This window comes from [Empedobacter] haloabium, from assembly GCA_008011715.2.
GTDB lineage: Bacteria > Pseudomonadota > Gammaproteobacteria > Burkholderiales > Burkholderiaceae_D > Rugamonas > Rugamonas haloabia.
Genome location: CP136508.1, coordinates 5,931,072 through 5,949,112 on the forward strand (window position 1 = coordinate 5,931,072; position 18,041 = coordinate 5,949,112).

General features: G+C 69.2%; 22 protein-coding genes. 3 read left to right on the forward strand and 19 right to left on the reverse strand.

Features of this window, described 5'->3' with window-relative positions; all coding sequences use genetic code 11:
* Positions 1-2: 2 nt before the first annotated feature.
* Genes E7V67_025800 through E7V67_025855 form a run of 12 tightly spaced genes read right to left on the reverse strand, consistent with a single transcriptional unit; the run spans position 3 to position 9,074 of the window.
* Positions 3-614: a hypothetical protein gene (locus E7V67_025800; GenBank protein ID WUR13063.1), complete on the reverse strand. Its 612-nt coding sequence runs from the start codon at positions 612-614 to the stop codon at positions 3-5.
* Positions 615-616: 2 nt separating this feature from the next.
* Positions 617-1,099: a hypothetical protein gene (locus E7V67_025805; GenBank protein WUR13064.1), complete on the reverse strand. Its 483-nt coding sequence runs from the start codon at positions 1,097-1,099 to the stop codon at positions 617-619.
* Entirely contained in the window at positions 1,096-2,460 is a 1,365-nt protein-coding gene (locus tag E7V67_025810; GenBank protein WUR13065.1) for a FliI/YscN family ATPase, read from the reverse strand. The genes E7V67_025805 and E7V67_025810 overlap by 4 nt, the downstream gene beginning before the upstream one ends.
* Positions 2,454-3,446 (reverse strand): FHA domain-containing protein, encoded by a 993-nt coding sequence (locus E7V67_025815; protein WUR13066.1) that lies wholly within the window; start codon positions 3,444-3,446, stop codon positions 2,454-2,456. The genes E7V67_025810 and E7V67_025815 overlap by 7 nt, the downstream gene beginning before the upstream one ends.
* Complete coding sequence (locus E7V67_025820) at positions 3,443-3,820, reverse strand: hypothetical protein (GenBank protein WUR13067.1); 378 nt, start codon at positions 3,818-3,820, stop codon at positions 3,443-3,445. The genes E7V67_025815 and E7V67_025820 overlap by 4 nt, the downstream gene beginning before the upstream one ends.
* The gene (locus tag E7V67_025825) at positions 3,817-4,539 is read right to left on the reverse strand and encodes a hypothetical protein (protein ID WUR13068.1); all 723 of its coding nucleotides are present in this window, start codon (positions 4,537-4,539) and stop codon (positions 3,817-3,819) included. Before E7V67_025825 ends, E7V67_025820 begins: the two co-directional genes overlap by 4 nt.
* 55 nt (positions 4,540-4,594) lie before the next feature.
* Positions 4,595-6,685, reverse strand: coding sequence for a type III secretion system export apparatus subunit SctV (sctV, locus tag E7V67_025830; protein WUR13069.1), 2,091 nt, complete (start codon positions 6,683-6,685; stop codon positions 4,595-4,597).
* 25 nt (positions 6,686-6,710) lie between these two features.
* Positions 6,711-7,010, reverse strand: coding sequence for a hypothetical protein (locus tag E7V67_025835; GenBank protein ID WUR13070.1), 300 nt, complete (start codon positions 7,008-7,010; stop codon positions 6,711-6,713).
* Positions 6,988-7,437 carry a hypothetical protein gene (locus E7V67_025840; GenBank protein WUR13071.1) on the reverse strand — a complete coding sequence of 150 codons (450 nt, stop codon included), beginning with the start codon at positions 7,435-7,437 and terminating at the stop codon, positions 6,988-6,990. Before E7V67_025840 ends, E7V67_025835 begins: the two co-directional genes overlap by 23 nt.
* Positions 7,434-7,763 (reverse strand): hypothetical protein, encoded by a 330-nt coding sequence (locus E7V67_025845; protein ID WUR13072.1) that lies wholly within the window; start codon positions 7,761-7,763, stop codon positions 7,434-7,436. The genes E7V67_025840 and E7V67_025845 overlap by 4 nt, the downstream gene beginning before the upstream one ends.
* 20 nt (positions 7,764-7,783) lie before the next feature.
* Positions 7,784-8,263 (reverse strand): hypothetical protein, encoded by a 480-nt coding sequence (locus E7V67_025850; protein ID WUR13073.1) that lies wholly within the window; start codon positions 8,261-8,263, stop codon positions 7,784-7,786.
* A gap of 22 nt (positions 8,264-8,285) precedes the next feature.
* Positions 8,286-9,074 (reverse strand): hypothetical protein, encoded by a 789-nt coding sequence (locus tag E7V67_025855; GenBank protein ID WUR13074.1) that lies wholly within the window; start codon positions 9,072-9,074, stop codon positions 8,286-8,288.
* Between the two features lie 249 nt (positions 9,075-9,323).
* Here E7V67_025855 and E7V67_025860 point away from each other — a divergent pair, with 249 nt between their 5' ends.
* Positions 9,324-9,968, forward strand: a complete 645-nt coding sequence (locus E7V67_025860; GenBank protein ID WUR13075.1) for an RNA polymerase sigma factor — start codon at positions 9,324-9,326, stop codon at positions 9,966-9,968.
* Between the two features lie 16 nt (positions 9,969-9,984).
* Here the strand turns inward: E7V67_025860 and E7V67_025865 are convergent, their stop codons facing one another.
* The 6 genes from E7V67_025865 to E7V67_025890 all read right to left on the reverse strand — a co-directional run bounded on the left by E7V67_025865 (position 9,985) and on the right by E7V67_025890 (position 14,183).
* Positions 9,985-10,422 carry a hypothetical protein gene (locus tag E7V67_025865; GenBank protein WUR13076.1) on the reverse strand — a complete coding sequence of 146 codons (438 nt, stop codon included), beginning with the start codon at positions 10,420-10,422 and terminating at the stop codon, positions 9,985-9,987.
* A gap of 95 nt (positions 10,423-10,517) precedes the next feature.
* A complete protein-coding gene (locus E7V67_025870) occupies positions 10,518-11,600 on the reverse strand; it encodes a class I SAM-dependent methyltransferase (GenBank protein WUR13077.1) in 1,083 nt (360 codons plus the stop codon).
* 209 nt (positions 11,601-11,809) lie between these two features.
* Positions 11,810-13,432, reverse strand: coding sequence for a hypothetical protein (locus tag E7V67_025875; protein WUR13078.1), 1,623 nt, complete (start codon positions 13,430-13,432; stop codon positions 11,810-11,812).
* Positions 13,433-13,601: 169 nt separating this feature from the next.
* Positions 13,602-13,751, reverse strand: coding sequence for a hypothetical protein (locus E7V67_025880; protein ID WUR13079.1), 150 nt, complete (start codon positions 13,749-13,751; stop codon positions 13,602-13,604).
* Positions 13,752-13,759: 8 nt separating this feature from the next.
* Positions 13,760-13,972: a hypothetical protein gene (locus tag E7V67_025885; protein ID WUR13080.1), complete on the reverse strand. Its 213-nt coding sequence runs from the start codon at positions 13,970-13,972 to the stop codon at positions 13,760-13,762.
* Positions 13,973-14,027: 55 nt separating this feature from the next.
* Positions 14,028-14,183 (reverse strand): hypothetical protein, encoded by a 156-nt coding sequence (locus tag E7V67_025890; protein WUR13081.1) that lies wholly within the window; start codon positions 14,181-14,183, stop codon positions 14,028-14,030.
* Positions 14,184-14,421: 238 nt separating this feature from the next.
* On the opposite strand from E7V67_025890, the gene E7V67_025895 reads away from it, so the two are divergent.
* A complete protein-coding gene (locus E7V67_025895; protein WUR13082.1) occupies positions 14,422-14,829 on the forward strand; it encodes a hypothetical protein in 408 nt (135 codons plus the stop codon).
* 69 nt (positions 14,830-14,898) lie between these two features.
* The gene (locus E7V67_025900; GenBank protein ID WUR13083.1) at positions 14,899-15,858 is read left to right on the forward strand and encodes a phytanoyl-CoA dioxygenase family protein; all 960 of its coding nucleotides are present in this window, start codon (positions 14,899-14,901) and stop codon (positions 15,856-15,858) included.
* Between the two features lie 213 nt (positions 15,859-16,071).
* Here the strand turns inward: E7V67_025900 and E7V67_025905 are convergent, their stop codons facing one another.
* Positions 16,072-18,000, reverse strand: coding sequence for a hypothetical protein (locus E7V67_025905; protein WUR13084.1), 1,929 nt, complete (start codon positions 17,998-18,000; stop codon positions 16,072-16,074).
* Between the last annotated feature and the right edge of the window lie 41 nt (positions 18,001-18,041).

Sequence of the window (18,041 nt, forward strand, 5' to 3'; positions counted from 1 at the left end):
GCCTACAGCACGGTCACCCTGACGCTTCTGCCTATACGTTGCCGCAACTGGCCCGCCAGTTCCATTTGCCGTCCGCGCAGCTGCTCGCCCAGGCGCTCCGACGCAGGGGTCAGCAGGTAGTCGATCGCCTCGGGACGCACGTCGACCGCCACCCCCAGCGTGTCGCCACCGGGCAGCAGCACCTCGAACATGCCGCTGTCCGGGCCCTGCGCCAGCAGGGCAGCGAGCAACGCGCCTTCCAGCTCGTCCTGCGTGCCCAGGTCGGCGCTCACTTCCGACGCGGCTGGCGTGCCGTCGCCGTCCTCGCCGTCACCGGAGCCTTGTTCCCGTTCGCGGCAGGGAGCGACCGCCAGGCCGTCGGCGCGACGCCCGGCAGCTTCCTCCTGTTCGCGCGACGGCGGCGCATCGCGACCCGGCGGCGGTTTATCGGCCGGCCGGCGCTGTGGCCTGGCGACGATCGCAGGCGCGTGCGGCTGGCTGGGGCGGGCCGGCGGCGCGGGCGGCGCCGGTGTCGCCAGCTCGGCGCGCCGCGCTGGCAGCCGCGCTGGCGCTGGACGCGCAGCCGGCAGCAGCGCCTCGATGCCGCGGTCCAGCGAGAGGGAAAAGGCGATCATGGTTACTCCTCGTTGCGCGCGGCCAGTTGCCGCAGTTCGTCGTTCAGGATGCCGAGCTTCTCCTGCTGCCGGTTGGCGGCCAGCACGCGCTCGAGCGCCGTGAAGAACGTGCGCTGGCTTGCGGCGCAGCGGCCCAGCTGCTCGCGCCAGCCCAGGTGCACACGTGCCGCGTCCTCCTTCATCCGTTCGTAGGCCGCCTTGGCCTTGCGCAGGTCGCCGCTGGTGGTACTCATCTGTAGGAAGCCCTCACGTGCGGCCTGCCAGAACGCGTGCGCCGCGTCGACGGCCTGGCGCCACGCCTCCTTGCGCTCGCGCAGCGCCAAGCGGGCTTCGCGCCACTGCTGGCGCGCCTCGTTGCGCTCGCGCTCCAGCCGGCCCAGGCGCTGCTTGCGCACGTGCAGCAGCCGCGCCAGGCTCTGGTCCGGGCGGCGCGGCTCCGGCACGTCCACCACCTCGCGCCGGCCCTTCTTCCCGATCAGGCTCATGCCGCCATGCCCATCAGCGTTTCGATCGCTTCGTCATAGTTCGCGCTGGCGCTGGTGTCCTGCCGCAGGAAGGCCAGCTGCTGCGGGCGCAATTGCACGGCGCGGTCGGCCACCGGGTCGGCACCGGCCTTGTACTCGCCCAGCCGGATCAGCAGCTCCATCTCCTGGTAGCGCGCCATCAGCTCGCGAAAATGCGAGGCGGCCTTGCGGTGCTCGCGTGTGGTGACGTTGCTCATCACGCGGCTGATGCTGGCCAACACGTCGATGGCCGGATAGTGGCCCTGCTCGGCCAGTTTGCGCGTCAGCAGGATATGGCCATCCAGCAGCGACTTGGCCTCATCGCCGATGGGGTCGGAGGCCGATTCGCCATCGACCAGCACCGTGTACATCGCGGTCACGGAACCTTCCGGCGTGCCGCCGGCCCGCTCGATCAGCCGCGGCAGCATCGTGTAGACGGAGGGCGTGAAGCCGCCCCGCGCCGGCGGTTCGCCGGCGGCCAGGCCGATCTCGCGCTGGGCGCGGGCAAAACGGGTCAGCGAATCGACCAGCAGCAGCACTTTTTTGCCGCGTGCACGGAAGGCCTCGGCAATCGCGGTGGCGGAAAACGCCGCGCGCGAGCGCTCCATCGACGTGCGGTCGGACGTGGCGCAGACAATAATCGTCTTCTTCACCAGTTCCTCATCCAGCTCGTGCTCGAGGAACTCGTTCAGCTCGCGGCCCCGTTCGCCGATCAGGCCGAAGATGATGGCTTCCGCCTCGCAGCCGCGCGCAATCGCCGCCATCAGCGTGGTCTTGCCGCAGCCGGGACCGGCGAACACGCCGATGCGCTGGCCCACGCCCATCGTCAGCATGCCGTCGATGGCGCGTACGCCGGTCGCCAGCGGCGTGGCGATGCGCGGGCGGTCGGTAGCGGGCGGCGCATCGCGGATGACGGGCACGGTGTCGCGCCACGTCTCGACGTTGCCGGCGGCGGCCGGCGCGCGGAACATGTACCGGCCGAAGCCGTCCAGCACGCAGCCGAACAGGTGGTCGCCCGCCTCGATCGTGTGGGCGCGCCGCAGCGGTTCGATCACGGTGCCGGTCGAAACGCCCTCCAGGGGACTCAAGGCGGACAGGATGGCGCAGCGCTCCGTGAAGCCCACCACCTCGGCCAACATGGGCTTGGCTTCCTGGCCCGGGTTGAACAGCTGGCACAACTCGCCGATGCGCACCGGCGGCATCTGCGCCTCGATCAGGGTGCCCAGCACCTGCGACACCTTGCCCCGGCTGCTGAAACCGGGCTGGCGCGGCAGCGCGGCGGTCCACTCGGGCATGCGCGCGCGCAGGCGTTCCAGCACCGCATCCACGTCGCCGCTCACCATTTCACCTCGATGGGCTGGGTGCCGTTGAAGCTGATGCGATTGCCATTGATGGCGACCAGGCGCACACCCTTGTAGTCGTCGCCCGGGTAGAGGCGCTGGCCGTCGTCGGTGACGATGCTGGCGTTGGCGCCCGAGACGACCTGCCGGACCTTGAACGGCAACATCGTGTCGGCGCCGCCGATGCGGGCGTCGATGGGGAAATCGATGTGGTGCGCGGCCACGAAGGCATCCAGGATGCGGCGGAAGCGTGCCGCCTCTTCCTCGTCCAGCGAGGCGCGCAGCGTCCAGGCGCGGTCGTCCAGGCTCAGGTCGAAGCGGCGCAGCAGGTCCACTTCGGCCAGGCGCTGGCGGAAGGCCTGGCGCAACGCTTCCGGCGATGGCGCCTGCGCGGCCTTGGGCTGGGCCGCAACGGGCCGCAGGCTGGCCGTGGCGGGCGCCGGCATCGCGTCGCCAGAGCGCGCCGTGTACGCGTAGGCCGCCGCCGCAACGAGCCCGGCGCCCAGCGCCACCGGCAGCATCACGATGCGCGAGCGCCGCCGCCGCGGCTTTTCGGCGCGTACCGGCACGGGTTCGGCGGGCTCCGGCGGTACTTCCGGTGCCGGCGCCTCGGCCTGGACCGGCTCGTCCACCTCGGCTTGCGCCGCCTGCGGCGGCGGGTCGGCCGGCGGGTCCTGCCAGGGCGTGTCCGGCGCCGTCACCGTCAGCCAGATCCGGCCGACGCGCGCGCAGGCGCCGGGGGCCAGCTGCGGCTGGTCGGCCGGCACGTCGGCGGCGGCGCCGCGCACGATGCCGTCCAGCCCCAGCAGCGACCAGCCGCTGCCGTCCAGCCGCAGTACCGCATGGCGCGGCTCGATGCCGGGATCGACCAGCACGACATCGGCGTCGTCGCCGGACCCGATCAATTGCGGCTGCTCGTCCAGCGGCAGGCTGGCGCCGCGGTGCAAGCCGTTCAGGATGCGCAGTTCAAGATCGTTCGTATGGCTCATTGCCTCTCCTTGCTTTCATTGACCTCGTCCGGACCCGCCAGCAGCGCCGCCAGCGGGCTGTCCTGGGCGCGGCGGCTGGTGGCCGGGTCGAGCGGGTTCCAGGCCGGGTTGTCGTGGTTGACCAGGGCGCCCAGCACGAAGGCCTCGACCACCTCGCGCCGTTGCGCCGCCGCCGTCTGCCGCTGGCGTGCCAGTGCGCGCAGTGCGACCACGTCGATGGGGCCGTGGGTGCCTGCCGCCGCTGCGCTGGCCGGCAGCCGCCGGGCCAGCAGCGCGCAGGCGTCGTCGACCAGCGCGGCCAGTGCGGTGAAGGCCTGCTGGCGCGCCGCGTCCAGCCGGTAAGTGCGCGTCGGATCGTCCGGTAGCGGATTCATGGCCGTGCTCCCGGCGGTTCGCCCTCGTCGGGCACATGGTCCGGCGCGTGCTTGCCGACCTTGCCGTGCGACGGATCGGCACCGCCCGGCGCGGCCTGGCCACCAACCAGGTCGAGCGCGTTGTTTTCGCCCGTCTCTTCAAGTTGATGGCGCAGCTCGGCGGCCTTCGATTCCCCGGCCTCCTGCGGCGCGGTGGCCTGCAGCAGTGGCGCCAGTTCCTGGTTGAGGGCACGCAGGCGTGGCCCGATCATTTCCAGCATCTCGGCGCCGATGGAACGGCCGCCCGGCACGGTCGCTGTCAGCCCGCCCAGCGTGGTTTCCAGATGGTCCCAGGCGCTGGCCAGCAGCGGCACCAGTTCGCCAGGGTGATGCGGCGACGCTGGCGGCGCGGCCGCCTCCTTGCCGCTCGCGGCGGGCGGCGGCGCTGCCGGCTTGCGTGGCACGGCACTGCGCAGCGACGCCGCCATCGCGCCACCGGATAGCCGGGGCGGCAGCGGCGGCGGCGCGGCGGACTCCGACGCCGCCGGTTTCGCGGTCGCGACCTGCAACAGCGTCGCCAGGGTGGCGGGATCGAAGGAGCGCAGCTTGGTGGCCAGTTGCTGGAACATCGGCGCCAGAGCGCTGCTGCGCGCGGCCGTCATGGCCGTCTGCACCGCCGCGCCAGCCATGCGTCCCAGGCTGGCGGCGGCCGTCATGGCGCCTGCTATCGGTAATGGCATCGAGATTCCCCTGTTGGTCGTGCTGATGAATGTCGGCGCATGGGTGGCGGTTGCCTTACAGCTCGATCATGCCGACCGGCTGGATGCGGGCGTGCTGGGTCAGTTCCGAGAACGCGAACACGGGGACCGGGAAGAACTCCTCCTCGATCAGCTTGCGCACGGAGCGGCGGATGTCGGCCGCCGTCACCAGCACGGGCGGCGCCACCGGCGAACTGACGTTGCGCGACAGCTCGCACAGCCGGTCCAGGATGGCCTGCTCGGTCTCGGGATCGATGTCCAGGTAGCTGCCCTGGCTGGTCTGGCGCATCGCGTTGCGCAGCTGCTCTTCCAGCTCGGGCGACAGCAGGATCACCTCGATCAGGTTGGATCGGGCCACCTCGAAGCACAGCTGCCGCTTCAAGGCCAGGCGCACGTAATCGGCGATCACGTCGGGATCGCGCTCCTTCGGCGCCCAGTCCAGGGTCGTTTCCAGCAGCAGGCGCGCGTTGCGCAGCGAGACCCCTTCGCGGGTGAGGCGCTGCACCACCTCCGTCAGGCGCGGCAGGGTGACGGACTTGTTGACCTCCTTGCCCAGTTCCGGATAGCGCCGCTCGGCCCAGCGGGTGAAGCGTATGACCTCGTTGACACCGACGAACATCTGGCAGTTGCGCAGCATCTCGACCTCGATATCGGACGAGAACACGTGCTCCCAGCGCTGCACCAGCACCCCGGCGGACGCCAGCGCGGCCTCGTCGTCGATGCGCACCCACACGCGGCGCCGGCGCGAGCCGGGCACGTTGTGCTCCTCGGCGGTCAGGCCCAGCTCGTGCAGGCGCTCCACCGCCTCGCGCGTGGCGCCCCAGCCCAGGCGGATCTCCTCGTCCACCAGCGGCACCTCCGACATCAGGAACTGCACCCGCCCCTCCGGCACGCTGTTGTTGAAGTCGAACTCGATGGGTTTGAGATCGGGAATGCCGCGCCGCTGCAGCATGCCGTTGCGCATCACCCGCACGGCCATGCGGATGGTCTCCGCCTCGGCGGTATCGCGCATGGCCTCCGGCATGCGCAGGATGAACGGCGTCGTCGCCGAGAAGTTCACCAGGTCGACGATGCTGGCGTTCTGCGCTTCGCGTTCCTTGTCGGCGCGCTGCAGTTCCGCGTCCGCCAGGGGTTTCAGCAGGCCGACCACGCCGGCACCGGCCAGCAGCAGCGCCAGCGTGACGAACACCAGCATCGGCATGCCGGGAATGACGCCGAACAGCAGCATGATGCCGGATGCCGTCAGCAGCGCCTTCGGCTCGGCGAACAGCTCGCCCACGATGTCCTGGCCGATATTGGTCACCTCGCCCTCGCCATGCTCGCCCGCCACGCGCGTGGTGATCATGCCGGCGCCCAGGGAGATCAGCAGCGCCGGGATCTGCGCGATCAGCGCGTCGCCGATCGACAGGATGGCGTAGACCTGCATGGCCTGCGCCGCGTCCATGCCGCGCTGGACGATGCCGATCGAGATACCGCCGATCAGGTTGATGGCGACAATGCAGATGCCGGCGATGGCGTCGCCCTTGACGAACTTCATGGCGCCGTCCATCGCGCCGTGCAGCTGGCTTTCCTGGCCCAGCAGCGCGCGCTTTTCCTTGGCCTCCTCCGGCGTCAGGATGCCGGCACGCAGGTCGCTGTCGATCGACATCTGCTTGCCCGGCATCGCGTCCAGCGAGAAGCGCGCCGACACCTCGGAGACCCGCTCGGAACCCTTGGTGATGACGATGAACTGCACCACCGTCAGGATCAGGAAGATGACCAGGCCCACCACCAGGTTGCCGCCGACGACGAAATTGCCGAACGTCTCGACGATGTGGCCCGCATCGGCTTCCAGCAGGATCAGGCGGGTGGTGGAGACGGAGATCGCCAGCCGGAACAGGGTCGTCAGCAGCAGCACGGCGGGGAACGTGGAAAACGCCGTCGGCCCGGACATGTACATCGCGACGACGACGATCAGGCCCGAGGCGCACAGGCTGCAGGCGATCAGCATGTCCAGCAGCCAGACCGGCATCGGCAGCACCAGCATGAACACGATGCCGACCACCAGGCCCGCAGCGGCCAGTTCGGCGCGCTTGGCGCACTTCGCCGCGAAGCGGTTGAGCATCATTACGACAGCCATCGACTGCATTGGAGTTCCTTCTCTGTCTGGGGTATCAGCGCGCCGCGCCGGCGCGCCGCTCGATCAGCGCGATCCACGCTGCCTCGTCGGCCGCACGGGCCGGGTCGGTGCTGGTGTCGCGGCGCAAGGCCGCCAGATCGACCGGTTCGGCCAGTTCGACGGCGGCGTAGGCCGCCATCAGCACCAAGCCCCGGTCTTCGGGCCACAGCTGCAGGCAGCCGCGCGCCAGCTCGTAGGCGTCCTCCGGCTGCTGGGCGTTCAGGTGCCCCCAGATCAAGCCGGTGGCGGTCGCCAGTTCGTCACGCAGCGGTTCAGGCGCTCGCTTCGGCCGCATGCTCTTCCTCCCGGGTCGATGGATCGGTAACCTTGGCCTCGTTGTCGCTGCGCGCCATCTGCTGCCAGCGCAGGCGCAGGCGGATATGCCGTTCCAGCACCCGCACCGCGTCCAGGCCCGTGCCGCGGTCATCGCGCTCGCGCGTCAGCGAATCGGCGATCAGCGCTTTCTGCAGCGCGCGCAAGCGCGGGATCGCATTGCCGCGCCAGACCGGGTTGTCGCTCGTCAGGGGGCTGCCCAGAACGCGCCCCAGCATTTCCATCTTGGGGTCGAGCAGTTCCGGCGGCGGCAGCGACAGCGCCTCTTCCTCCGGCTGCAGCGCGGCATGCGTCTTCGGTGCCAGCAGCTCGGTCTGCAGGCTGTGGATCTCGGCGAATTCCGCCGCATCCAGGCCGGCCCCGCCGACGCCACGGGTGGTGCGCATCATTGCAGCAGCTCCGTGGCGGCTGCCAGCGCGGCGGCATCGAGCGTGGATGCATGGCCGTCCACGCCGAGCCGGCGCACCACGTACCAGCCGCCGTCGTTGAACTGGGCCGGCAGCCAGTCGCCATAACGGGCCAGGTCGCCGGCGCGCCGGCGCAGCAGCGTCTCGCCGTGCACCTGGTGGCCGCTCTCGGCCGGCCAGCCCAGCGCCGCCAGGCGCCCTTCGGCCAGCGGGTAGACCAGCAGGCGCAGGCCGTCGTCGAGCACGGCCTGCGCCACTGCCCCTTCCATTTCCGCCGCGTGCAGCAGGCGGTGCATCAGTTCTTCCATATGGCTTCCTCTTGGTGTCGTCAGCGCCGCATGACGCTCTCGCGCCACTGCTGCTCGCGCACTTCCAGCTTGCTGGGCAGCGGCGCCGTCTCGGCGCGGGCGGCGTTGGCCTGGCGCTCGATGTCTTCCAGCAGTTCGCGCCGGGTCGCCAGTTTTTCCTGCGCCCACAGGACCGTGGGCAGGCTGGCGACGGCGTCGCGCAGCAGCAGCCACGCCCTGGCGCGGCTGAAGCAGTCGTGGTTCCTGACGTCCGCCAGTTGCGCCATCAGGTGGGTGGCCTTGCCCTTGCCCCACGCGCCCTCGGCGGCGGTCAGCAATTGCACGGCCACTTCCGGCGCGCTGATGCTTGTCACGACTTGCGCCTGGTCGGCCAGGTCGCGCCGCAGCGCGTCGGCAATGGCGATCGCCGAGCGCACCAGCGTGAAGGCGCTGGCATCGGACATCGCCAGCCAGTAGCGCCCCATGCTGCGCTGGGGATTTTTTCGCAGATCGGATTTCACGGCTTTCTCCTCGAATGGTGGCCTACAGGCCGGACAGCATTTGCGAGCACAGCGTGGCGATGGCCTTCTCGCAGTTTTCCGTGCCCAGGTGGCGGATGATGGCTTTCAGGGTGGTCAACGGCGTCAGCGGCTTGTCGATGCTGCCCTTCTCCGTGATCAGGAAGCGCAGCTCGCGCGCCGACTTGGGCGCCGAGCCTTCCACCGCCGCTTCCAGCGAACCGGAGACGTCCGACTCCTGCAGCGCCTTGCGCACGCTGGAGTCGCGGTCGACCACGTCGGCCATCATTTCGCCGATGGCCTCGCGCAGCACCTTCTTCTTGTAGTTCGACAGGTTCTGGTCGTCGACGCCGGCCAGCGCGTCGCGCAGCACGCGCCATTGCTCGATCGGCTCGTGCTGCTCGGCCAGAATGGCCTTGAGTTCCTCGCGCCCGCGCCGGCCGCTGTCGTCACGCAGCATGTCGAGCGTCTGCTCGACCGCCTCCATGTGCAGCGCGAGGTCGTCGCCCGTGTTGCGCTGGGCGGCCCGGCCGGGCTTGCGCTCGTTGTCCGCCGCGTTCTTGCCGCGGTTGCCCTGGCGCTGCGCCTGCGGCGCCGCGCGCGGCGTGGCCTGCTGGCGCCGGCCCAGGCTCTTCGGCTGGAATGCCATGCCCTCGCGCACGCCGCTTTCGCTGTCGATCGCCGCGCGCGGCAGCATCGACACGTTCGCCTGCTGCGGCGCGGCACGCGGCGGCACGCCGGCGCCGGGACGCGGCTGCGGCGGCGGCGCCGTGACGGGCACCTGGTTGAACTGGTTGATGGGACGAGTAGCCATGCTGCTGGGTGGCCGCCACGCCGGCGCCGGTTCCATCGGCGGGCCGGCGTGACATGAGTGCGCCGCCGGTTCCATCGAAGGGGCGCCGGGGGCGCTGCCATTTCCTCAACTTTTTTCAATGTCTCAGCAATGTTCAAGAAATGACGGCGGCGCGGCGATCCGCTGTTATCTTGCCGACATCGACAGGCCGCTTGTCAAACAGGCCTGATGGAACAGCAGACCAAACCTCATACCAAGCGAGAGCACATCATGCACATGACGATCAGCGACACCGCCCGCGCCACCGCGCCCCACCGGATGATCGGCCACGCTGAGGGGGACAGCCGTCCCGCCGGCCTGGCCTTCGTGATGCCGCAGCCGGCGGCACAGGAACCGGCGCAGGCACCGGCACAAACACCGACCATCGACGTGACGGCGCTGTACCGCCAGCACCGCACCCACCTGCTGCGCTTCGTGCAGCGCTACCTGGGCAACCAGAGCGATGCCGAGGACGTGGTGCAGAACACCTTTGTCGAGGCGCTGCGCTGCGCCGACCGCTTTTCCGGCTTGTCGAAGCCGTCCACCTGGCTGTTCGGCATCGCGCTGAACCTGGCGCGCAACCAGGGCCGCCGCAATGGCGCGGACCGTTACGAGACCGTGGAGGAGGATTTCCTGGAGCAGCAGGTCGACATCCATGCCGACCCGGCGCTGCAGTATGAATGGCGCCAGATGGCGGGCAAGGTGGAGCGCCTGATCGACGACCTGCCGGCGCCGATCCGCGCCACCTTCGAGGCGGTGCTGGAGGGGGAATTGACGTACGAGGAAGCGGCACGCGAGCTGCAGATCCCGATCGGTACCGTGCGCTCGCGCGTGTCGCGGGTACGGGCCGCGGCCCGGCTCGAATGCGAGCGTTAAGAAAAAGCGCGGCCGCTCAGGCGGCCGGGCCGCGCCCGGCCGTCAATTGCGCATGCCAGTCGCGCGCGGCGTCCGCCGTGTCGAGGATGGCGTCCATCAGGCTGCGCTCGTCGCGCAGCGCCGCCAGCGGCACGCTGCGCAGGGCCACGTAACAGCCTTCGTCCGCATGCCAGCGGCATTCGATGCCGTCCTGGCCCAGCCGTTCCTGCAGTGCCGCGCCGGCCGGCAAATAGCCTGACTGGCCGCAGGACGGCAGCCGCGCCGTCACCGTCAGGCTGGCCGTATCCTGCGCCACCGACGCGAACGTGACGATCTCACCGACCATCAGTTCCAGCACGGGCGTGCCGGCGTGCTCCTGGCCGGCCAGCTCGGCCAGCTCCGCCAGCAGCCGCGCGGCGGCGGCCGGCGTGCCGTCCAGCGCCGCGCCCTCTTCCCTGTCATCCGTTTGTTCCATGTCCGCTCCGCCCATCCCGACCCCGGGCATTCTACCAACAGCGCACACTACGCCGGCGCGCGGCGGCCGGCGCACGGGTACCGCGACGGCGCGCCTCACAGCACCTGCAGTGCCCGCCACACGGGCACGCGCAGGCGCAGGATGGCCTCCACCGTCTGCGGCAGGCCAGCCGTCAGCGCCGCCAGTTGCGCGGCCTGGCTGCTGTCGCATCCCGCCGCGTCGCGATAGCGCTCCAGCTTCTGCCGCACGGCGGCCAGCACGGTATCGCTGTCGCTGACGTCGGGGCGGTCGGTCAGCACCGTGTAGATCAGCCTTTGCACCAGCCCCGCGCGCAAGCCGCCGCCCAGCACCGGCGAGGCCAGCACCTGGTATTGGTCGCCATGTACGGCGTCGCGGGCGATGGTGCGGTTCAGCGCGCGCGCCGGGCGCGCGTCGGTCAAGGCGCCGTCCAGCAGGAACAGGGTGGCGTGGCCGGAGGATGCCAGCAGCGCCGCCAGCCGGGCGGCCTGCGCCAGCGGCACGTCCAGCGCGGCGGCCAGCGAGTCCAGGCGGTGGCGCAAGGCCGGGTTATCGTCGAAATAGCGGATGCCGGTGGCGATCAGGGCGTTCACGAAGTCGCGCGCCTGCGCCACTTGCCGTTCGCGCCCGGCCGGGTGGCGCGCCGCGTGTTCCAGCACGATGCGCTGCAGCGGCAGCGCGCCGGCCCAGCCGGGCATGGCGTTGTAGTTGACGTAGACGATGCCGCCCGGTTTCAGGTAGCGGGCGATGAAGTCGACGACATGGCGCCGGTTTTCCGGCGTGACCCAGCTGTACACGCCGTACATCGTGATGAAGTCCAGCGGCGGCAGGTCGATCTTGCCGGCCGCCAGGTCGGCGAAGCTGCATTCGAGCAGGGTCAGGTTATCCAGCTCGCCCGCTTCCGCCAGCGCCCGTGCCGAGGCCACGTGGGCCGGCTGGAAGTCGTTGGCATAGAAGCGCCCGTGCGGATGGCTGGCCGCCAGCACGGACGCCGTCAGCCCCATGCCCGCACCCAGCTCGAAATAGGTGAACGGCCGGTCCAGCGGCACCGGCTCGACGCCGTTCAGGACGCAGGCGATGCTGAGGTGGGTCGGGCTTTGCTCGGGGAAGAATGCGGCGGGGTAGGCGATGTCGGCAACGTAGCCGTCGTTCCAGTCCATGGGGGCTCCTGTGGGTGTCGGGGTGGATGCGCCGGCAGCCGCTGGCTGCCGGCGCGGCGCTCAGGCCTTGCGGCCGAGGCGCCGGATGCGGTGCCAGTGGAAGGTTTCGTCCAGGTCCTGGCGCTTGGTTTGGGATTGCGTGGTCATGGCGTGCTCCTTTAGATGAGGGAGGACTGGGGTCGGACCGGAGGGGCCGACCCCGACGTGGCTTAGCCGCTGATGGTGCCGTCCTCGACGGCTGCGGTGTAGTCGCCGCGGCTCAGCAGGCCGTCGTGCTTGCCGGTGACGGCGGATTCCATCTTCTTGAACAGCTCGCCGTTGTTCTCCATCATCTTCTGCGCGGCCAGCTGCACTTCTTCCGGCACCTGCACGGTGTTGCCGTTCTTGTCCTTGGCATAGCCGGTCTCGGCCATCATCTTCAGGTTCTCGAGGGACAACAGGCCGATGTCCTTGTCCTTCTGGAACGCGTCGATGGTCTTGGCGGCCGCGGCATCGGTCGGCAGGCCGTCCGGCGAGAACTCGCTTGGGGCCGGGGCGCTGCGCGTGCCCGTGTTTTTCGAGATGGTGCCGTCCTTGATGGCCTCGTCGTAGTCGCCCTGGCCCAGCTTGCCGTCGTGCTTGCCGTCGGTGGCGGCCTCCAGCTTCTTGAACAGCTCGCCGTTGTTTTCCATCATCTTCTGCGCGGCCAGCTGCACTTCTTCCGGCACCTGCACCGTGTTGCCGTTCTTGTCCTTGGCGTAGCCGGTCTCGGCCATCATTTTCAGGTTGTCGACGGACAGCAGGCCGATGTCCTTGTCCTTCTGGAACTGGTTGATGGTTTTCGCGGCCGACGAGTCCGACGGCAGGCCGTCGGTCTGGCCGCCCCATTGCGTGCTGTCCGGGCCGCCGAACGTGACGGTTTCCTTGCCGCTGTCCTTGCCGATGCTGCCGTCCTTCAGCGCCTCGCCGAAGTCGCCCTGGCCCAGCAGGCCGTCGTGCTTGCCATTCGTGGCGGACTCCAGCTTCTTGAACAGCTCGCCGTTGTTCTCCATCATGCGCTGGGCGGCGCCCTGCACTTCTTCCGGCACCTGCTTCAGGTTGCCGTCCTTGTCCTTGCAGTAGCCGGTCTCGGCCATCATCTTGAGGTTCTCGACGGACAACAGGCCGATGTCGTTTTCCTTCTGGAAGTCGTTGATCGTCTTGGCGGCACCGTATTCGGACGGGCGCGTGGTGGCGATATTGCCGTTCATGATGGCGTTCAGGAAGTCGGCCGGCGACAGGCCGCGCTCGCCGGTGCCGCGCGTCTCGCCGCCGCCGTTCTTCGAGATGGTGCCGTCCTTGATGGCGTTGCCATAGTCGCCCTGGCCCAGCTGGCCGTCGTGTTTGCCGTCCGTGGCCGATTCCAGTTTCTTGAACAGCTCGCCGTTATTGGCCATCATGCGCTGCGCGGCCAGCTGCACTTCCTCGGGCACCTGGAAGGTCTTGCCGTCCTTGCCCGTGCAATAGCCGGTCTCGGCCATCTTCTGCATCTGCTCGACGGACAAGAGGCCGATGTCGTGCTCTTTCTGGAAGTTGTTGATCGTCTTCGCGGCGCTCGATTCGGACGGCAGGCGGCTCTCGTCGTCGACACCCAGGATGTTCTTGGCCATGGCCTTGATCCAGGACGGCACCTGCATGTCGTCGATGGCGTCGGCCAGCGATTCCTTATTGCCCTGCGGGATGTGGTGGCCGTGCGAGATATCGTGGCAATCCGACCCGCCGTCGCCGCCGCGCGGCTTGAACGAGCCGCCGTAGAAGGGATCGGAGGTGGTATAGGTTGTGGTGGTAGTGGTCGTCGTGATCGTCGCTGACATGTTTTCTCCGGACGTGTAAGGCGGCTGGCGCGCCGCCGGGGTTGAGGCCGGCGCTGGTGCTCCGGCAGATACTGAGTGACGGGGACAAGTTGCCGGTTCCATCAGAACCGAGGGAGAAAACAGCCTTCGCGCGCGCGCGAACGCACGGCCGCGCGGGGCGGCCGCGGCCTTACAACGCGGCTTGCGCCGTGTCCTCGGCCTTCTTGATGAACTTGGTGAAGACGGCGACGTTGTTGACGTCGCTCTTGGCGGCCGCGACGGCCTCCATGTCCCGGATCGCACCGGGCGCACCGCTTCGATTGACTTTGCTGTCGGCCACGGGCTCTCCTACTGCTGGTCGTTGATGGATTTCGCCATCGTGTTGAAGATCTTCAGTTTCGCCAGCGACGACGCCTGCTGCGACACCCACAACTGGAATTCCATGGCCTGCGCCGCGCCGTGCTGCGCCGCGTCGCCCAGCGGCGTGGCCACGGTGCGCGCCATCGCCGGCCCGGGCTGCGCGGTGGCGATGCCGGCCTTTGCGTTCAGATACGTGCTCATCGCATCCTCCTGATGCGGACCGCACCGGACCCGGTGCGATCCACTGTGACAGTGCTTAGATCAGGCCCATGGCGTTGTCTTCGCCGGCCTTCTCCATTTTCAGGCGGATGTTGCTGGCGTTGACGGCCGATTTTGCCGCGCCTGCTGCTTCCTGATCCGCGATCGCGCCTGCTGCGCCCACACCTGCTGCTGCTCCGACTTTACCTGCCATGTGAACCTCCGTATTGGTTGAGAATTGCCGCCCTGGCTGATTGCTTCGGGTCGGTAACCATGAGTGGAGGCCCGTCCGCCACAAGTTCCATCGAGCCCGACAATCTTCACCGCACATTCCGCGTGGAACCCTGGTGGCCGCATGCCACACCCATTGGGGCATGCGCGGCGCCACGGAGCCCGCGCCGCACGGCGACCGCGTCCGCGGCGCCGCCCACCTCGCACATAAAGGATGCATCATGAACGTAGGCTTTAATCCAGGCGGTTTCGGCTTCGGCGGTCCACAGGGCTTCATGTCCACCCAGGATTTCTCGAAGGAGCTGAAGAACCAGACCAATGAAGACCTGATCAAGGCACTGGGCGATCCGAAGCTGTCGCCGATGGCCAAGGAGCTGATCGGCAAGGAGCTGGAAGAACGCATGAACGCCAAGGGTGCCGAGGGCGCCGGCGGTGCGGAGGGCGGCGGCGGCGAAGGCGAAGGCGACGACCTGAAAAAACTGCTGAAGAAGCTGCAGGACGGCACCATCTCGTCGGAAGAAATGAAAAAGCTGGCCGGCATGCTGGGCGTGGACGTGGCCAAGCTGGAAGCGGTCAAGGGCAAGGGAGAGGGCGGTCCGGAAGGCGAAGCCGACATCACGGGCGGCTGATCGCGGCCCAGGCCATCGCGCCGCCGCGCCCCGCGCGGCGGCATCCGTCGTTTACTGCCCGGAGACCCCATGAACGCCCCCTTCCAACAGGCGCATCAGCCGCTGCGCGACGCGCACAATATCTGGTTCTGGCAAACCCTGAATCCCGACCTGACGATTAGCGAAAGGCCGCTGGCGCACACGCCACCGCCCGCCCTGTCGCACGACCGCGCCCTGGCCGGCACCGTCGCCCGCCTGGCGGCCGACACCGTGCGTGAAGGCTACTTTCAAGCCCCGCCCGTGATCGGACAGGCCGAAGCGGCCCGGCTGGCGCGGGTGGTGGAAGACCTCGTACAACGCGGCATCCCACCCGTGTTCTGCCTGGTGTATGACGAATTCTGGCGCATGTTTGCCGGCCTCGACCCGCTGCTGCGCGTGTTGCTGGGCGACGGCTACCGCACGATGCCCACCGATATCTGGGCCTGGCACGTGCCCGCGCGCGACGGCGCCACCGGCTGGGGCCCGCACCGCGACCTGCCGCGCCCGGACGCGGTACGCGCCAACGGCCTGCCACGCCTGCTCAATGTATGGTTGCCGCTGACGGACGTGGCGCCGGACAATGCCTGCATGTACGTGCTGCCAACCCACCTCGACCCGAATTTCCCCGAGCACGTGGATGGCGGCGAGTTCAGCCTGCGCGACTGGCAGAACATCCGCGCCCTGCCCGCCCGCGCCGGTAGTCCGCTGGGCTGGAACACGCAGGTGCTGCACTGGGGTGGACGCAGCAGCGGCCGGGCTGCCGTGCCGCGCATCAGCGTGGGGATCTACTTTCATAGTGCCGATTGCGACTTGCACGCGATGAATCCGGACGTGGCGCGGCAGGGGTTCACGTCGCTGCCGTTCGGGCCTGGGCTGGAGTTGCCGTTCGCGGCGCGGCTGGAGGCCATTGCGGGTGCCATCTACATGTACAACCGGCGCATTCCAGGCGATTTTCCGACGACCTGGGAGGATGTGTTCGCGTTTGCGCGGCAGCATCGGCGCGGGGTTTGAGCGCCTGGAATCGACGGCAGGCCAGTCTGGCTGCCAGCTCACTGTCGACCTGAGGGTGGCTGCTTCCAGAGTCACGGAGGTTCTTGCACCCAAAACCGAAGAGCAGGGGTCAGATCCGCCGGGTCTGACCCCTGTTTTGGTCCCGGGTTGTGGATCGGCGCCAGCACCGATCCGTACTCCCCTAACTTGGCGACATGTCGCTCCCCCAGGGATTCAAGGCTTCGGATTATCCGCCGAGAAGTGGCTGGTGCGGCCGAACTGGTCCAGCGTGACCTGCCATGCCGTATCGGCCGCCGCGCGCATCGTGTCGCGGCCCTTCTCCGGCGGGAACGACTCGATGAAGCCCTGGTAGTCGGCCACGTAGCGAGACGGATCGCCGCCCGGCAGGCCGAGATTCAGGTCCAGCGTCTGGTTCAACTGGTTGCCCACCCACATGGCCTCGTGCATCGAGTGGCCGCCGTCATGCGTCAGGAACATCATCGTCCCCAGCAGCGCGTCCTTGGCGTCGATCCGGCCGCCCTTGTCCAGCATGTGCGCCACCGCGTGCAGGACGATATTGGTCGATCCGGACACGCCGCTGACGAATGGCGCGCCCTGTTGCAGCGCGCGGCGCAGTTCGGGGCTGGTCTCGTCCAGCTTCGGCCGGTTGCGGTCGCCCGGGTGCATGGCCGCCTCCGCCACCGGCGTGCGCACGGTCATCGGCTGGTGATGCGACGTGATGCCGGCCTTCGGCGCGATGCGGTTCGGGTTCGGCGCCGACTCCGTCTCGCGCGCGGACGCGGGGCCGACGACGTCACGGTAGTTGACGTTGGCATCCCGCATCCAGGGCGCGCCGGCGCCCATGCACAGCGACATCTTGACGGTCAGGTAGGGCACGGCGATGCAGTCGGCGCCGGTCTCCTTGGGGGCGCGCAGCAGGTTTTTCAGCGCACGCAGCTCGTGGCCGGGCGCGGCCTGGAAGAACGCCTCCAGTTCGGGCGCCTGGGCCTGCCAGCCGCGGCGTTCGTGCCGCATCATGTTCTGCACCGCCACCGCCGCCTGTTCCTGCTCGTGCGGCTGCAGGCGCGACAGCGCCCGGTCCAGGTGCCCGGCAAGGGCTTCCATGCTGTCCTTGACGCTGTCCGGCGGGTTGCGTACCAGCTCGTTGATCAGCACGGACTCCAGCGCCCGGCCATAGACATTGTCGTGCAGCTGGGTCGCGTGGTCCGGCAGCGCCGACGGATGCGGAATATCGTCGGCCAGGCCGCGCGCCAGCCGCGCCAGGTCGCGCAGGCCGCGCTGCGCGCAATCGTCGCTCACTTCGGTCAGCCATTGCTTGGTCTGGCCGAAGCTCAGGCGGTGCTGCATGACCCGGTCCATCGTCTCGAAGCCCAGCTCGCGCAGGAAAGCCTTGTGTTCAGGACGGGCATGCTGGCGCGCGTGCCGGATCTCGTAGCCCAGGTGGGTCATGCAGTCCATCGGCATGCGCCCCGTCATGCGCTCGGCACGGGAAGGACCGATACGCTGCGTGACATGCGCGTGCACCGCTTCGCTGACGGCCTTCATCATGCGGCCGAACGTGCCGGCGGTCAGCCGGTTGTTGGGGTTCGACAGGAAGTCGCGCGCGCGCTCGATTTCAGCGCCGGCACGGGTGCCGTGCAAGCCGAATTCGCGCTCGGTATTGGCCAGCAGCGTCAGCGCGGCCTGCCGGGCCTTGGCTTCGCCGCGATGCACTTCGTTCACGGGCATGCTGGCGTCGGTGTACAGGCTGAGCTTGACCGGCGCATCGCCGCCGACCTGGGCCTGCCCCAGCCGCGGATCGCCCTGGCGCTGCGACTGGCCCAGCACGAGGAAGGACTCGATATCCTCCAGGTTGGCCTTGGTGTTCCAGTCGACCGTGTCCAGCACCGTCGTGCGCGGCCCGATGACGGGCGCCGCCGGCTCGGCCGGCGCGGCCGGGCGTGCAGACGAGCTGGCGCCGGCCTGACGCTGCAGCGGATGGGTGCCGCTGTGGCGCGGCGCCGACGAGCGTGGTGGCGGCCCACCGGGCGCGGGCGCGGGTGCGCGCTGCCGGCCCGCCTGTGGCGGCGGTGCGTGATGCGGATCGTTGACGGGGAAGCCATGCGGAACATGGCCGCCCCCTCCATGCGTGCGATTGAACATTGTCTCTCCTGTGCTCTCGGGTTGTCGGCCCCACCCGGTTG

Bases quoted from the DNA above. Each gene is read 5' to 3' on its own strand.
- E7V67_025800 (WUR13063.1), bottom strand. From the start codon at position 614: ATGATCGCCTTTTCCCTCTCGCTGGACCGCGGCATCGAGGCGCTGCTG.
- E7V67_025805 (WUR13064.1), bottom strand. From the start codon at position 1,099: ATGAGCCTGATCGGGAAGAAGGGCCGGCGCGAGGTGGTGGACGTGCCG.
- E7V67_025810 (WUR13065.1), bottom strand. From the start codon at position 2,460: ATGGTGAGCGGCGACGTGGATGCGGTGCTGGAACGCCTGCGCGCGCGC.
- E7V67_025815 (WUR13066.1), bottom strand. From the start codon at position 3,446: ATGAGCCATACGAACGATCTTGAACTGCGCATCCTGAACGGCTTGCAC.
- E7V67_025820 (WUR13067.1), bottom strand. From the start codon at position 3,820: ATGAATCCGCTACCGGACGATCCGACGCGCACTTACCGGCTGGACGCG.
- E7V67_025825 (WUR13068.1), bottom strand. From the start codon at position 4,539: ATGCCATTACCGATAGCAGGCGCCATGACGGCCGCCGCCAGCCTGGGA.
- sctV (WUR13069.1), bottom strand. From the start codon at position 6,685: ATGCAGTCGATGGCTGTCGTAATGATGCTCAACCGCTTCGCGGCGAAG.
- E7V67_025835 (WUR13070.1), bottom strand. From the start codon at position 7,010: ATGCGGCCGAAGCGAGCGCCTGAACCGCTGCGTGACGAACTGGCGACC.
- E7V67_025840 (WUR13071.1), bottom strand. From the start codon at position 7,437: ATGATGCGCACCACCCGTGGCGTCGGCGGGGCCGGCCTGGATGCGGCG.
- E7V67_025845 (WUR13072.1), bottom strand. From the start codon at position 7,763: ATGGAAGAACTGATGCACCGCCTGCTGCACGCGGCGGAAATGGAAGGG.
- E7V67_025855 (WUR13074.1), bottom strand. From the start codon at position 9,074: ATGGCTACTCGTCCCATCAACCAGTTCAACCAGGTGCCCGTCACGGCG.
- E7V67_025860 (WUR13075.1), top strand. From the start codon at position 9,324: ATGCACATGACGATCAGCGACACCGCCCGCGCCACCGCGCCCCACCGG.
- E7V67_025865 (WUR13076.1), bottom strand. From the start codon at position 10,422: ATGGAACAAACGGATGACAGGGAAGAGGGCGCGGCGCTGGACGGCACG.
- E7V67_025870 (WUR13077.1), bottom strand. From the start codon at position 11,600: ATGGACTGGAACGACGGCTACGTTGCCGACATCGCCTACCCCGCCGCA.
- E7V67_025875 (WUR13078.1), bottom strand. From the start codon at position 13,432: ATGTCAGCGACGATCACGACGACCACTACCACCACAACCTATACCACC.
- E7V67_025885 (WUR13080.1), bottom strand. From the start codon at position 13,972: ATGAGCACGTATCTGAACGCAAAGGCCGGCATCGCCACCGCGCAGCCC.
- E7V67_025890 (WUR13081.1), bottom strand. From the start codon at position 14,183: ATGGCAGGTAAAGTCGGAGCAGCAGCAGGTGTGGGCGCAGCAGGCGCG.
- E7V67_025895 (WUR13082.1), top strand. From the start codon at position 14,422: ATGAACGTAGGCTTTAATCCAGGCGGTTTCGGCTTCGGCGGTCCACAG.
- E7V67_025900 (WUR13083.1), top strand. From the start codon at position 14,899: ATGAACGCCCCCTTCCAACAGGCGCATCAGCCGCTGCGCGACGCGCAC.
- E7V67_025905 (WUR13084.1), bottom strand. From the start codon at position 18,000: ATGTTCAATCGCACGCATGGAGGGGGCGGCCATGTTCCGCATGGCTTC.